The organism is Kribbella italica, assembly GCF_014205135.1.
GTDB classification, from domain to species: domain Bacteria; phylum Actinomycetota; class Actinomycetes; order Propionibacteriales; family Kribbellaceae; genus Kribbella; species Kribbella italica.
In genome coordinates, this window is sequence record NZ_JACHMY010000001.1 from 8,269,166 (window position 1) to 8,283,317 (window position 14,152).

Below are 14,152 nucleotides of genomic sequence, written 5' to 3' on the forward strand. Positions count from 1 at the left end.
GCCCCCGGCCCCCGGCCCCCGGCCCGATGCGTCCGAAGAACTTCGACGCGTCCGAAGAACCCGAGGCTATAGCGCACGGTTCTTCGGACGGATGCGGATTCTTCGGACGTTGCATGCCGTGGAACATCGGGTTTGTTGTTCGAACGTGTTTCGTAGCGTGGGATGAGGTTGACCGCGTCGTCAGGTACTGACAAGACTCCTGACCTGTGAACGATCAAAAACTACGGGTCGGAGTGGTCGGTCTCGGCTTTGCCGGGCGGACCGCACTCGAAGCGTTCTCGGAGCTGCCGGATGTCGAGGTAGTGGCGCTGGCCGGGCTGGAGAAGGACATCCTGGCCGAGCTCGGCGAGAAGCACCGGGTACCGCATCTCTACGAGAAGTGGGAGGACCTCCTGCAGGACGACGGCCTGGACGCCGTCAGCATCGGTACGCCGACGCAGCTGCACGCCCCGATCGCGCTGGCCGCGCTGGAGCAGGGGCTGCACGTGCTCTGCGAGAAGCCGCTGGCCCGCACGGTCGACGAGGGGCTCGCGATGGTCGAGGCCTCGAAGAAGGCCGGCAAGGTGCTCAAGGTGATCTTCAACCACCGCGAGCGCGGCGACGTGGCGGCGCTGAAGCACCAGATCGACGAGGGCCAGCTCGGCCGGATCTACTACGCCAAGGCGCACTGGATGCGCCGCAACGGCATCCCCGGCATGGGCGGCTGGTTCACCAACCGCGAGCTGTCCGGCGGTGGCCCGCTGATCGACCTCGGCGTGCACATCCTCGACCTGGCGCTGCACCTGCTGAACGAGCCGACCATCACCACCGTCACGGCGGACACGTTCGCCGAGCTCGGCCCGCGCGGCCGGGGCAGCGCGAGCAGCACGATCCGGCCGACCGTCGACACGCTCGGCTCGAAGTTCGAGGTCGAGGACCTCGCGACGGCGTACCTGCGGCTCGAGGGCGGCGGCGCGCTGCAGCTCGAGACCAGCTGGGCGACGTACCGGGCTCCCGGTGACAACTTCGGCATCGAGCTGTTCGGGACCGAGGGCGGCGCCAAAATCGAGGTGCAGAACTACACCACCACCGACACGCTGCGGATCTTCACCGACGTCGGCGGCGTACCGGCCGAGGTCCGTCCGGCCACCGGTGCCGGACTCGGTCACCGGGCGGTGGTCAGCGAGTTCGTCGCGATCGTCCGGGCCGGCGACTGGACTGCCCACAACGGCTCGGAGGCTCTGCTCCGGACCCAGGTCATCGACGCCTGCTACGCCTCGGCGAAGGCGGGACGAGAGGTAGTGCTCAATGGTTAACGTCACGGTGTGGGGCGAGAACGTCCACGACCAGCGCGATCCGTCGGTCCAGAAGGTCTACCCCGACACGATGCACGAGACGATCGCCGCGGCCGTGCGCGCGCAGCTCGGCGACGACGTCACCGTCCGGACCGCCTGGCTGCAGCAGGAGGAGCACGGCCTGACCGAGGAGGTGCTCGCCGACACCGACGTGCTCACCTGGTGGGGTCACGCCGCGCACGGCGACGTCGACGACGCGATCGTCGACCGGGTCCAGCAGCACGTGCTGTCCGGGATGGGCCTGATCGCGCTGCACTCGGCGCACTTCTCGAAGATCTTCATCAAGCTGATGGGGACGACCTGCTCGCTGGACTGGCGCTCCGAGAACGACCGCGAGTTGCTCTGGACCGTCGCCGCCGGGCACCCGATCGCGCAGGGGGTCCCGCACCCGCTGGTCATCGAGCGCGAGGAGATGTACGGCGAACTGTTCGACATCCCGCAGCCGGACGAGTTGGTGTTCGTCAGCTCGTTCTCCGGCGGCGAGGTGTTCCGCTCCGGCTGCTGCTACCGCCGCGGCCAGGGCCGGGTCTTCTACTTCCGCCCTGGCGACCAGGAGTACCCGACGTACCACCAGCCGGGAGTCCAGACGATCCTCGGCAACGCAGTCCGCTGGGCCGCCCCGACCAGCCCTCGCCAGCTGCCCACGGTGCACCACCGCAAGACCCCCGGCTGGTTCGAGAACTGACTTAGGGGGTGTCTGGCAGCTCCCCGCCTACTGCGCGGCACTCGGCACGGCACCTCGCCGCACTGGAGCAAAGGGCACGATGCTGCGCATCGCCACCCTTCACTCCAGCACGCCGAGCTACCGCGCCGAGCACCTGCTCGCTACGGCGCGGAGCTGCCAGACACCCCCTAGTCCACAGCCTGGGCGTGCCTGGTGAGCAGGGCACGCCCAGGGCCGGATAGGGTCCGCTCATGGTTGACGTAGCTGCCATCTTCAAGGCGTACGACGTACGCGGGGTCGTCCCCGACCAGTTCGACGAGGCGGTGGCCCGGGCGACCGGTGCCGCGTTCGTCGAGGTGCTGGACGTGCTCGCCGGTCCCGGGGCGGTCGTGATCGGCTACGACATGCGTCCCTCGAGCCCGGCGCTGGCGGCCGCGTTCGCCGAGGGCGCGGCCAGTACCGGGGTCGACGTGATCGACATCGGCCTGGCCTCGACCGACATGCTGTACTTCGCGTCCGGGCGGCTCCAGCTGCCCGGCGCCATGTTCACCGCCAGCCACAACCCGGCCAAGTACAACGGGATCAAGATGTGCCGGTCCGGCGCCTCGCCGGTCGGCGCGGAGTCCGGGCTGCGCGACATCGCGGACCTGGTCGCCAAGACCGTCGACGAGCCGATCCCGAGCGTCCCGGCACCCGGCAAGGTGACCCGCAAGAACCTGCTGACGGCGTACGCCGATCATCTGAACGACCTCGTCGACCTGACGGGCATCCGGCCGCTGAAGGTCGTCGTCGACGCCGGCAACGGGATGGGCGGGCACACCGTGCCGGCCGTCTTCGCCACCGGCCCGGTCGAGATCGTGCCGCTGTACTTCGAGCTCGACGGCAACTTCCCGAACCACGAGGCCAACCCGCTCGACCCGAAGAACCTGGTCGACCTGCAGGCCAAGGTCGTCGAGGCCGGCGCCGACCTCGGGCTCGCCTTCGACGGCGACGCCGACCGCTGCTTCGTCATCGACGAGCGGGGCCTGCCGATCTCGCCGAGCGCGGTCACCGGCGCGGTCGCCGTACGGGAGCTGGCCAAGCACCCCGGCTCCGCGGTGATCCACAACCTGATCACCTCCAAGGCGGTGCCGGAGCTGATCGCCGAGCACGGCGGGACGCCGGTCCGGGCGCGGGTCGGGCACTCGTTCATCAAGCAGCAGATGGCCGAGACCGACGCCGTCTTCGGGGGCGAGCACTCGGCGCACTACTACTTCCGCGACTTCTGGCGCGCGGACACCGGCATGCTGGCCGCGCTGCACGTGCTGGCCGCGCTAGGTGAGCAGGACAAGCCGGCCAGCGAGCTGTTCGCGGAGTACGAGCGGTACGTCGCGTCCGGCGAGATCAACAGCCGGGTCGAGAACGCGGCCGCCACGGTCGCCGCGATCGAGGACACCTACGGCGGCCGGGACGGGACTACCGTTGACCATCTGGACGGTCTGACGGTGGACGCGGGACAGTGGTGGTTCAACGTCCGCGCGTCCAACACCGAGCCGCTGCTGCGGCTGAATGTCGAGGCCGGGGACGCCGCCACCATGGAGCGTGTCCGGGACGAAGTACTGGCCCTGATCACCGGTGCACCGGTGGAGGAGAAGAACTGATGGCTGCGCCCAAGATGAACCTGGACCCCGATCTGCTCAGCATACTGGTCTGTCCGAAGTGCCGTTCCGAGTTCCGCGTGGACGACGAGGCGAACGAGCTGATCTGCACCAACGCCGGCTGCGCGCTGGCCTACCCGGTGCGCGACGACATTCCCGTGCTGCTGATCGACGAAGCCCGTGAGACCAAAGAGGCCGAAACCCACTGATGAGCTCCTTCGACGACTCGCGGCTGGACGATCCTGCCGCCCTCGAGGCGACCGACCACCTGCTGCGTCGGCTCGCCGGTGCCGGAGCCCGCGTCCGGGCCGAGATCGACGCCGCCGAGGAGGTGCTGTCGAAGCTCGACTCCGACGGCTTCCGCCCGCGCGCGATCGTCGCGGCCGGCCGGGACGCCCGCCTGGTGCGTGCGGTGCTCGAGCCGGTCTGCCCGGTGCCGTTCGTGGCGTGGCCCGGCCCTGGCCTTCCGGGCTGGACCGGTCCGCTCGACCTGGTGATCGTGCTCGGCGGCACTGCCGCTGACCAGGAGGCCATGTCCGCCGCGTCCGAGGCCGTACGACGCGGCAGCGGGCTGATGGTCGCCTGCCCGGCGGACTCGCCGATCGCCCAGGCCTCAGCCGGCTCGCGGCACGCGATCCGCCTGCCGTCGCAGTCCGACGACCAGCTGGCCGCGGCGGTCGCCGTACTGCAGGGCCTGCACCAGATGGAGCTCGGCCCGGTCGTCGACGCCAAGGCCGTCGCGACGCTGCTCGACGACGTCGCGATCGAGTGCTCGCCGAACAACGACGTCGCGTCGAACCCGGCCAAGGACCTGTCGCTGATGCTGGCCGACGCGATGCCGCTGGTCTGGGGCGGATCCGTTCTCGCCGCCCGTGCCGCGCGTCGTGTCGTCGAGGCGCTCCGGCTGGCCAGTGGCCGTCCGGCGCTCGCCGCCGACGCCGGGCACCTGCTGCCCGTGCTGAACCAGCCGCCGCGTGACCTGTTCGCCGACCCGTTCGACCAGCCGGACGACCTGCGCCCCGGCCTGGTCATCCTGGACGACGGCGTCGACGACCCCGGTGTGACCGAGCACCGCCGCCAGCTCGAGGAGAAGGCGGAGCGCAACGACGTCCGCGTGCACGTGGTCACCCAGGCCAGCGGCACGGACATCGCGCGGTACGCGGCGCTGACCCAGCACGGCCGGTACGCCGCGGCGTACCTGGGCATCGGTCTGGGCCGGTACGGGACCGAAGCGACCGAGACCCCGATCGTCCCGGGCAACCCGGCCGTCGACCCGGCCTGGTGAGTGACGGCCATGGATTCGGTCTGCAGTTCCTGCCGGCTCGACCGGCGACATCCGGTCGACCGGCGGCGGTCGGGTGATGGGCCGGCGGTCCGTGGCGGCGGCCGGCGTTCGGGGCACGGGTTGGCGAGGGCTTGGGTGACGGCGTGGTAGTTCGACTGACCAACACGATCCGCGACTACGCGTGGGGATCGCCGACCGCGATCCCGGCGCTGCTCGGGGTCTCGCCGGACGGCAAGCCGCAGGCCGAGCTGTGGATGGGCGCGCACGAGTCGGCGCCGTCGGTGCTGCCGTCGGGAGACTCGCTGTACGACCTGGTGTCGGCGGCGCCGTCCGAGGTCCTGGGCGCGAAGACGGCCGAGCAGTTCGACGGCCGTTTCCCCTTCCTGGCCAAGATCCTGGCCGCCGCGCAGCCGTTGTCGATCCAGGCGCACCCGTCGCCCGAGCAGGCCGTCGACGGGTACCGGCGCGACGAGGAGGCGGGCATCCCGCGGGACGCGGGCGACCGCAACTACAAGGACTCCTGGCCGAAGCCGGAGATCCTGATCGCGCTCGAGCCGTTCGACGCGCTGGTCGGCTTCCGGCCGCTGGACCGGACGGTCGCGTTGCTCGAAGCGCTCGACCCCAAGGGTCTCGAGGAGTTGACCGCGGCGCTGCGCGACGGCAAGCTGCGCGAGGCCTTCACCGAGTTCATGAGCAGCGACCGGGACGCGATCCGTCCGCTGGTTGCCGCGCTCGGCGAGGCCTGCGACCGGTACGTCGCAGCCAACCGATCGTCCGCCCCCGCCACGGCCACCGGCTCCGCCCCCGCCACGGCCACGGGCTCCGCCGCCGCCACCGGCTCGACCCCCGCCACGGCCACCGGCTCCGCCGCCGCCACCGGCTCCTCCGGTGGCGGGGAGTTCTTCGTCGAGGCGGAGACGCTGGCCCGGCTTGCCCTGGACTTCCCCGATGATCCTGGGGTGCTCGCCGCCCTGCTGCTCAATCGGGTGCGGTTGGAGCGCTTCGAGTCGGTGTACCTGCCGGCGGGGAACGTGCACGCCTACCTGCGCGGGACCGGCTTCGAGGTGATGGCCAACTCGGACAACGTGCTCCGGGGCGGCCTGACCAGCAAGCACGTCGACGTCGCGGAGCTGGTCTCGGTGATCGACTTCGAGCCGCTGGCCGACCCGCTGTTGCAGGGGGTCTCCGTCGCGCCCGGCGTGACGGCGTACGAGACCGGCAGCCCGTACTTCGCCGTACGGCGGGTGGACCTTACCGGCGACGCTGTCGTCGTACCGGCCGAAGGGGCGCGGATCGTCGCGGTGGTGGACGGTGAGGTCACGGTGGGTGCCGAGGGCACCGACGAGACCGAAGCGTTGTCCGGTGGTCAGTCGGCGTTCCTCGCAGGACCCGAGGGACCCTGTAGCCTGCGTGGTTCCGGCACGGCGTTCGTCGTGTCCGCTCGCTGACTTTTCTAGCCCCCCTGAATTGCTGGAGGACTGACCGACATGGCTGGTGACGGTAACAAGGCCGTCGTCGCGGCACTGCTGGCGAACACCGGAATCGCGATCACCAAGTTCGCCGCCTGGGGCCTGACCCAGTCGGCCTCGATGCTGGCCGAGGCGATCCACTCGCTCGCCGACGCCGGCAACCAGGTGCTGCTGCTGGTCGGCGCCAAGCGGGCCAAGCGCCAGGCCGACGAGCTGCACCAGTTCGGCTTCGGCCGGGAACGCTACGTGTACTCGTTCATCGTGGCGATCGTGCTGTTCAGCGTCGGCGGGTTGTTCGCGCTGTACGAGGGCTACCACAAGATCCACGACCCGCACGGGATCGACAACTGGAAGTGGGTCCCGGTCGTCGTGCTGGTGGCCGCGATCATCATGGAGTCGTTCTCGTTCCGGACCGCGATCGTCGAGGCGAACAAGGTCCGCGGGCACGTGTCGTGGTCCCGGTTCATCCGCAACGCGCGGTCCCCGGAGCTGCCGGTGATCCTGCTCGAGGACTTCGCCGCGCTGACCGGCCTGGTGCTGGCGCTGATCGGCGTCGTCCTGACCCTTGCCACCGGCAACGGTGTGTTCGACGGCGCGGGCTCGATGGCGATCGGCGTCCTGCTGGTCGTGGTCGCGATCTTCCTGGCGATCGAGATGAAGTCCCTGCTGCTCGGCGAGTCCGCGACCCGCGAGGCGCAGCAGAAGATCATCGCCGCGATCGAGAACGTCCCCGGCGTCCAGAAGCTGATCCACATCAAGACGCTGCACCTGGGCCCCGAAGAGGTCCTGGTCGCGGCCAAGGTCGCCGTCGAGTCCGGCGCCGACGCTGCGGCCGTCGCCGCGATGATCAACGCCGCCGAGGCCGCCGTCCGCGAGGCCGAGCCGATGTCGCAGCACATCTACCTGGAGCCGGACATCTACGTCGAGGGCTACGTCCGGGAAGAACGCCCGGCAGCGCCGGGGGCACCTTCGCACTGAGCACGAACAACAGAACCGCCGGTCGCCCAGCGACCGGCGGTTCTGTCGTTGAAGGCGGGAACCGCGGGACGGGCTCGGCTACCTGTATCTGCAGTCGACGCGGCCGGCGCCGCTGGCCGCGCTATGTGTGGGGTGGGAGTGCGGACGTCGGCGGGGCCTGGCGGCGGGAGCCACGTTTCCTGGTGAGGGCGGGGGAGCGGACGTCGGTGGGGCCTGGCGCTTCGGGCCGTGCTGCCCCTCCCTTTTCCCGGTCAGCGGGGGCGGTGGGCTGGGGGTGGGAGAACACCCGATCGGCCGAGCCAGCGGAGGGCTCGTTCGCGGTCGATCTCGGCGGGGCTCGGGGGTGTGGTGAGGCGGCCGGTGCGGTAGCCGAGGTTGCGGAGGTCGGCGGCGACCGACGGTTCGGCCAGCGCCTTCAGGGCGAAGGCGAGGGCGGCCGGCGTCACGTCGTACCGGTGTTCGAGCTCGAGGGCGAGCTTGACGGCGGCGAGGTCGCGGTCGTCGTACTGGCGCTGGGCCGTTCGGCTGGTGCGGGTCCGCGGGAGCAGGCCGAGGGTCTCGCGGTAGCGCAGCATCCGCGCGGTGGTGCCCAGCAGTTTGGCGGCCTCGGTGATGCGCATGGCGACATCTTGACATTTAGCTGTCAGGAACGCCTACCCGGTAGGTCACACAGGGTCGCCTTACCGCTAGCCTCATCGGCGAAGCCTTCACCAATCGACACTTCACCAACCGACACCCTCAGGGAGCGGCAACCGTATGACGTTCGACTACAAGGTGGCAGACCTCGGACTCGCCGAGTTCGGTCGCAAGGAGATCCGCCTCGCCGAGCACGAGATGCCGGGTCTGATGGCGATGCGCGCCCAGTACGGCGAGAGCAAGCCGCTGGCCGGCGCGAAGATCATGGGCTCGCTGCACATGACCATCCAGACCGCCGTCCTGATCGAGACGCTGACGGCGCTCGGTGCCGAGGTGCGCTGGGTCTCCTGCAACATCTTTTCCACCCAGGACCACGCGGCCGCCGCGGTCGTCGTCGGCCCGGAGGGCTCGGCCGACGCGCCGGCCGGTGTCCCGGTCTTCGCCTGGAAGGGCGAGACGCTGGAGGAGTACTGGTGGTGCACCGAGCAGGCGCTGAAGTGGCCGGGCGGTGAGGGTCCGAACATGATCCTCGACGACGGTGGCGACGCGACCATGCTGGTCCACAAGGGCACCGAGTTCGAGAAGGCCGGCGCCGTGCCGGACCCGTCGACGGCGGAGTCCGAGGAGTACGCGGTCGTCCTGTCCGTGCTGACCCGTACGCTGACCGAGGACCCGCAGCTGTGGACGACCATCGGCCAGGGCATCAAGGGTGTCACCGAGGAGACCACCACCGGTGTGCACCGGCTGTACGAGATGCACAAGGCCGGCTCGCTGCTGTTCCCGGCGATCAACGTCAACGACTCGGTCACCAAGTCGAAGTTCGACAACAAGTACGGCTGCCGCCACTCGCTGATCGACGGCATCAACCGCGCCACCGACGTCCTGATCGGCGGCAAGGTCGCGGTCGTCGCGGGCTACGGTGACGTCGGCAAGGGCTGCGCGGAGTCGCTGCGCGGCCAGGGCGCCCGGGTCATCGTGACCGAGATCGACCCGATCTGCGCGCTGCAGGCCGCGATGGACGGCTACCAGGTCACCACGCTCGAGGACGTCGTCGGGATCGCCGACATCTTCGTCACCACGACCGGCAACAAGGACGTCATCACCGCCGACCACATGGCGCAGATGAAGCACCAGGCCATCGTCGGCAACATCGGCCACTTCGACAACGAGATCGACATGGCCGGCCTGTACAAGACCGCCGGTGTCGAGCGGGTCACCATCAAGCCGCAGGTCGACGAGTTCCGCTTCGCCGACGGTCACACCGTGATCGTCCTGTCCGAGGGCCGGCTGCTGAACCTCGGCAACGCGACCGGGCACCCGTCGTTCGTGATGTCGAACTCCTTCACCAACCAGGTGCTGGCGCAGATCGAGCTGTTCGTGAAGACCGCCGAGTACCCGACCGACGTCTACGTGCTGCCCAAGCACCTCGACGAGATGGTCGCCCGCCTGCACCTCGGCGCGCTCGGCGTGAAGCTCACCGAGCTCACCAAGGAGCAGGCCGAGTACCTGGGCCTCCCGGTCGAGGGCCCGTACAAGTCGGACCACTACCGCTACTGAGTTCCTTCAGTACGCCGTACAGGTTGATCGCGAGGCGCCTCACCCACTCGGGTGAGGCGCCTCGCGCCGTCTTGCCTGTGGACGGTTGGTTCGCGGGGGACCCGGTCGGGCTGGCAAGGTATGGCGGACCGGGTGAGAGGAGGACCGCTGGTGGCGGACGTGTTCGCCGGACGGTTCGAGCTGATCGACCCGATCGGGGCGGGTGGGACCGGAACGGTCTGGCGGGCGTGGGACCGCCGGCTGGAACGCTTCTGCGCGGCGAAGGTCCTGCGCCAGCGGGATGCCGGCGCGCTGCTGCGCTTCGTCCGCGAGCAGGGGTTGCGGCTGGACCACCCCAACATCCTGAGCCCGTACAGCTGGGCCGCCGACGACGACCAAGCCCTGCTGGCGATGGACCTCGTCGGTGGAGGAGCAGTCAGCAACCTGCTCGCCGACTTCGGCTCTCTGCCGGATCGGTACGCCGCTGAGCTTCTCGCGCAGCTGCTCAGCGCTCTCGTCCAGGTGCACGCCGCCGGTCTTGTCCATCGTGACGTCAAACCGGCCAACCTCCTCCTGGAAGCCACCGGCACTCAGCCGCCGATCCTCCGCCTGAGCGACTTCGGCATCGCCCTCTCCCTCGGCGAACCACGCCTCACGCACCAGGGCGCCTTGATCGGCACCCCCGGCTACTTCGCGCCGGAAACCCACGCGGGCGCCCCGCCTGCTGCCGCGCAGGACGTGTACGCCGCAGGAGTCACCGGCTGGCAGCTCCTCACCGGGCAAGAGCCGCCAACCACGCATCCCCTTCCGGCTCCGATCCGCCCGACCCCGCTCTGGGGTCTGATCGAGCCGCTCCTGGCAGCCGACCCCGCCGACCGCCCGACCGCCGAGTCCGCCCTGGCGGCGCTCGCGGCTGTTTTGTCCCAGCCTTTCGAGACTCCGGCCAGAACCCCGGACGAAGAACCGATCGAGGTCTTCGATCAGCTCCCGCCTATCCCGTCGGCGTATGAGCACCTCACAGGTCGCACACCCGCTGAGGCAGACGCGGAGCCGGGCCCGGATGCTCACGCTGGTGCGGGTGGTGGGACGGACGCCCAGCCGAGAGCAGACGCGCCGAGTGCGGGCGCTCAGCCGAGTACGCCGTACGAGCCTGCGGTCGGCTCGATCGTGAACGCTCGCGCTGCGGCGTTGGGTCCTGAGGTGCACGCGGAAGCGGGCGGCCCGGGTGCTGCCGCTCAGCCGGGTCCGCCGTACGAGTCGGCGGTCGGGACGCTCGAGGGCACCGACACCGGCACCGGCGCGGGCACTGGCACTGGCACTGGCACTGGAACGAGTGTCGGGCAGGAGACTGCCGCACACCTGGCTGCAGGTGTGCCGGGTATTGCCGACGAGTTGGTGTCCGGGCGGCGGGAGAACCCGCGTGCTGGGACGGGTGTGGGATTGGGTGCCGGCGAGTCCTCGGGGTCAGGGGCGCCGCGTGCCGATGGGCAGCTGGGTGTGTCGTACGGGTCGGTTGAGGGCGCGGGTGCTGGAACGGGTGTGGGGTCGGAGACGGACCGGGCAGCAGGTGCGCCGGGTGTGGCCGACGAGTCGAGGGTGGCGGACGAGTCGGCTGCTGGTAGGCGCGAGGACGGGCGTGCCGGGATGGGTGCGGGCGAGAGCCCGGCGTCAGGAGCGCCGCGTCCAGACGGACAGCCGGGTGCGTCGTACGGGTCGGTTGAGGGCGCTGGCACTGGCGCGGCTGTAGGGCCGGAGACTGCCGCTCACCCGGCAGCAGGTGTGCCGGGGGTGGCGGACGAGTCCGCTGCCGGGCGGCGGGAGAACCCGCCTGCTGGGACGGGTGCGGGTGAGTACCCGGAGTCAGGGACGCCGCGTGGGGACGGGCAGCCGGGTGCGTCGTACGGGTCGGCTGAGAGTGCGCGCAATGGAACGGGTGTGCGGCCGGGGGCTGACGCACACCTGGCAGCAGGTGCGCCGGGTGTGGCCCACGAGTCGCGGGTGGCGGGCGAGTCAGCTGCTGGACGGCGGGAGAACGGGCGTGCTGGGGCGGGTGCGGGCGAGTACCCAGGGGCACCGGCTGCGGACGGGCAGCCGGGTGCGTCGTACGGATCAACCGAGAGCGCGGGGGCTGGAACGGGTGTGCGGTCGGGGGTCGGCGCGGACGGGCGAGTGGGGGCTGACGCTCAGGTGGGGGTGGGGTCCGAGTCGGTGGCTGGGACGGGGGCGGGAGCCGCGGGGAGTGGAGCGGCGTCGGGGTGGGGGAAGCGGCGGGTGTTGATGGGGGCTGTGGGGGTGTTGGTGGTAGCGGGTGTGGGAGTTGGGTTGTTGCTGGAGGGGCGGCCAGAGCGGGGGACGCCGTCGTCGGGGGAGTCTTCGGTGGCTCCGAGTCAGACGCCTTCGGGGACGCCGCCGGTGGTGCCGACTGGGCCGGTGACTCGGGTGCCTAATGCGGCGGTGACTTTGGGGGGAGCTTGTGGGTGGCAGGAAGCGGGGAGTCAGGAGACGACTGCTGACGGCACTCGGGTGGAGTGCCGTCAGCAGGGGAGTGTTTATCGGTGGATCAAGGCCAGTTGAGGCCTAGGGGCCGTAGGGCGGCTAGCTGCCGGGGTTGTTGGGGCCGGCTGGGTTCTGGGGGTAGCCAGGGTTCTGGGGGTAGCCGGGGTTCTGCGGGTACGCCGGTGGCGCGACCGGCTTGCGGCGGCGGAGGAGCAGGGCGGTGAGCAGGGTGGCCAGGGCGACCAGGACGGCGGCGCCGGTGATGATCCAGGGCAGGTTGGACGACGAGTCGTCGGTGGGCGGGGTCGGCGGGGTGGCCTCCGTCGTGGTGCCGGAGGTCGGGGTGGGCTCGGTGGGAGTGGCCGACGGGGTTTCGGCGGAAGTTTCGCCGGTAGAGGCGCCGTACTCGGGGCCGGCGACCTTGTCGCCCGCGACGGCGACGTCGATGGTGAGCGGGACACCGCCGGCGGGAGCGTCGCCGGAGGCAACGCCGAGGCTGGCGACGATGTAGTACCAGCCGTCGACGCTGGCCTTGCGGAAGTCGGAGTTCTTCGCGTTCCGGTTCAGGTAGACCGCGCGCGGCGTCGCGATCGGTTTGCCGTTGCTCGGCAGAATCTTGGTGATCCCTGTGTACGCCGTGGTGTCGAACTTGATCTCCGCTCGCACCGGGCTGAACAGGCCGGTCCGGATGTTCGTCGTCGCGCCGTCCGGACGCCCGGCGAAGGTGACCCGGTACGCGAGGCCCTGGCCCCAGTCCAGCTTGACCCGGTAGAACAGCTGCTCGCCGTAGTAGATCGTCTCGCCGTACCGGCCGGCGCCGCCCAGTGTCGTCGCCTCGTTGAACGAGCCGCCGCCCCGGACTCCACGGACTCCACCTGCGGGCTGCTGCGCGAAGTCGACCAGGCTGGTCTGCGCCGGCTCGCCCATGCTGCCGGTCACCGGCGGCTCGATCCGCAGCTGCAGCTCGACCGGGACCCGGTCCGTGCCGCCGCCGCGGGCGTCGCGGGTCACCCGGAACACGTACTTGCCCGGCATGCTGCAGGCCTTCGGCTTCGACGATCCGGCGACCGTGCCGTTCCAGCTCAGCACGGTGGTGAGCGAGCCGCCGTCCTTGGCGCGGGTGTTCAGCTCGCGCTGCCGCTCGTAGCAGTCGGCGCCGTTCGGGCCGGTGATCCTGATGTCGACCACCTCGATGTCACGCGGGTTGCCGCGCGGGAACACCGCGGTCGCCGCGAAGTACGCCGTGTCGCCGGCCTTCAGATCGGCGGCGTAGAAGCGTTCCTCGACCGGGTCGATGGTGTCCAGGTACTGCCCCGGGGTGACCGTCGGGGCCGTGAACGGATCGCCCGTCCCGGTCACCGGCTTGCCCGTCGGCTCGTAGTGCCGCAGGGCGCGCTCGGTCACCCGGCCCAGGACGCCGAGCAGCGAGTCGGCGTCGGCGGCGTCGTGGTACGTGCCGCCGGTGTTCTGTGCGATGCAGGCCAGCTGGGCGCGGGCCTTCGCGTCGACCCGGAAGCCGATCGTGTGGACGTGCAGGTCGACGCCCTGCTGGTGCAGCTCCTTCGCGACCTCGCAGGGCTGCGGCGGCGCGCAGGTGTCCTCGCCGTCGGAGACGAGCACGACCGAACGCTGGCCTTCCTTCGGCAGCTGGGCCGCCGCCGTACGAAGAGCTTGGCCGATCGGTGTGTACCCACTGGCCTTGGTGGCGGCGACCGCGCGCTTGAGGGCCGGCTTGTTCACCGCGCCGACCGGCTGGACGACGCGGACGTCCTTGCAACCGGCGGCCTTCTCCGAGCCGCTCGACCCCGTGCCGGCGCCGTAGATCGCGAGGCCGACCTGGGCCTCGGCGGGCAGCCCGTCGACCATCGAGCCGACGGCCCGCTTGGCGGCGTCCATCCGGGTGCCGCTGCCGCCGGCGTCGCGGGCGGTCATCGAGCCGGACGAGTCGAGCACCACCATCACCGGTGAGAGCTCGCCCTCGGCGGCCGCGGGCACCGCGTTCACGAATGTTAACGCGGCGGCCAGGGCGGTCAGTGCCGCGAGGGCGGCAGTCCGTCGTATCATGATTGCTCTCCAGGGGATGCGGGCGGTGACACGGAAGAATCTACCGTTTGCAT

The 14,152-nt window shown here is 70.6% G+C and carries 11 protein-coding genes; 9 read left to right on the top strand and 2 right to left on the bottom strand.

Annotated elements, in window-relative coordinates:
- The first annotated feature begins 206 nt into the window (after nucleotides 1-206).
- The 7 genes from HDA39_RS43995 to HDA39_RS38890 all read left to right on the top strand — a co-directional run bounded on the left by HDA39_RS43995 (nucleotide 207) and on the right by HDA39_RS38890 (nucleotide 7,367).
- Nucleotides 207-1,295, top strand: a complete 1,089-nt coding sequence (locus HDA39_RS43995; protein WP_184803943.1) for a Gfo/Idh/MocA family oxidoreductase — start codon at nucleotides 207-209, stop codon at nucleotides 1,293-1,295.
- The gene (locus tag HDA39_RS38865; protein ID WP_184803946.1) at nucleotides 1,288-2,019 is read left to right on the top strand and encodes a ThuA domain-containing protein; all 732 of its coding nucleotides are present in this window, start codon (nucleotides 1,288-1,290) and stop codon (nucleotides 2,017-2,019) included. The genes HDA39_RS43995 and HDA39_RS38865 overlap by 8 nt, the downstream gene beginning before the upstream one ends.
- Nucleotides 2,020-2,249: 230 nt before the next feature.
- Nucleotides 2,250-3,638, top strand: coding sequence for a phosphomannomutase/phosphoglucomutase (locus HDA39_RS38870; protein ID WP_184803949.1), 1,389 nt, complete (start codon nucleotides 2,250-2,252; stop codon nucleotides 3,636-3,638).
- The gene (locus HDA39_RS38875) at nucleotides 3,638-3,844 is read left to right on the top strand and encodes a Trm112 family protein (protein ID WP_273482680.1); all 207 of its coding nucleotides are present in this window, start codon (nucleotides 3,638-3,640) and stop codon (nucleotides 3,842-3,844) included. The genes HDA39_RS38870 and HDA39_RS38875 overlap by 1 nt, the downstream gene beginning before the upstream one ends.
- Complete coding sequence (locus HDA39_RS38880) at nucleotides 3,844-4,920, top strand: SIS domain-containing protein (RefSeq protein WP_184803952.1); 1,077 nt, start codon at nucleotides 3,844-3,846, stop codon at nucleotides 4,918-4,920. The genes HDA39_RS38875 and HDA39_RS38880 overlap by 1 nt, the downstream gene beginning before the upstream one ends.
- Before the next feature lie 143 nt (nucleotides 4,921-5,063).
- Entirely contained in the window at nucleotides 5,064-6,368 is a 1,305-nt protein-coding gene (gene manA, locus HDA39_RS38885) for a mannose-6-phosphate isomerase, class I (RefSeq protein WP_184803955.1), read from the top strand.
- Between the two features lie 39 nt (nucleotides 6,369-6,407).
- Complete coding sequence (locus tag HDA39_RS38890; protein WP_184803958.1) at nucleotides 6,408-7,367, top strand: cation diffusion facilitator family transporter; 960 nt, start codon at nucleotides 6,408-6,410, stop codon at nucleotides 7,365-7,367.
- 251 nt (nucleotides 7,368-7,618) lie between these two features.
- Here the strand turns inward: HDA39_RS38890 and HDA39_RS38895 are convergent, their stop codons facing one another.
- On the bottom strand, nucleotides 7,619-7,987 hold the full coding sequence (locus tag HDA39_RS38895; protein ID WP_184803961.1) for a helix-turn-helix domain-containing protein: 369 nt from the start codon (nucleotides 7,985-7,987) through the stop codon (nucleotides 7,619-7,621).
- 136 nt (nucleotides 7,988-8,123) lie between these two features.
- Between HDA39_RS38895 and ahcY the strand changes: the two genes are divergently transcribed.
- Both ahcY and HDA39_RS43555 read left to right on the top strand, forming a co-directional pair.
- Nucleotides 8,124-9,560 (top strand): adenosylhomocysteinase, encoded by a 1,437-nt coding sequence (ahcY, locus tag HDA39_RS38900; protein ID WP_184803964.1) that lies wholly within the window; start codon nucleotides 8,124-8,126, stop codon nucleotides 9,558-9,560.
- Nucleotides 9,561-9,710: 150 nt separating this feature from the next.
- A complete protein-coding gene (locus tag HDA39_RS43555; protein ID WP_184803967.1) occupies nucleotides 9,711-12,113 on the top strand; it encodes a protein kinase domain-containing protein in 2,403 nt (800 codons plus the stop codon).
- A gap of 21 nt (nucleotides 12,114-12,134) precedes the next feature.
- Here the strand turns inward: HDA39_RS43555 and HDA39_RS38910 are convergent, their stop codons facing one another.
- The gene (locus HDA39_RS38910) at nucleotides 12,135-14,099 is read right to left on the bottom strand and encodes a vWA domain-containing protein (protein ID WP_184803970.1); all 1,965 of its coding nucleotides are present in this window, start codon (nucleotides 14,097-14,099) and stop codon (nucleotides 12,135-12,137) included.
- Nucleotides 14,100-14,152: the final 53 nt, after the last annotated feature.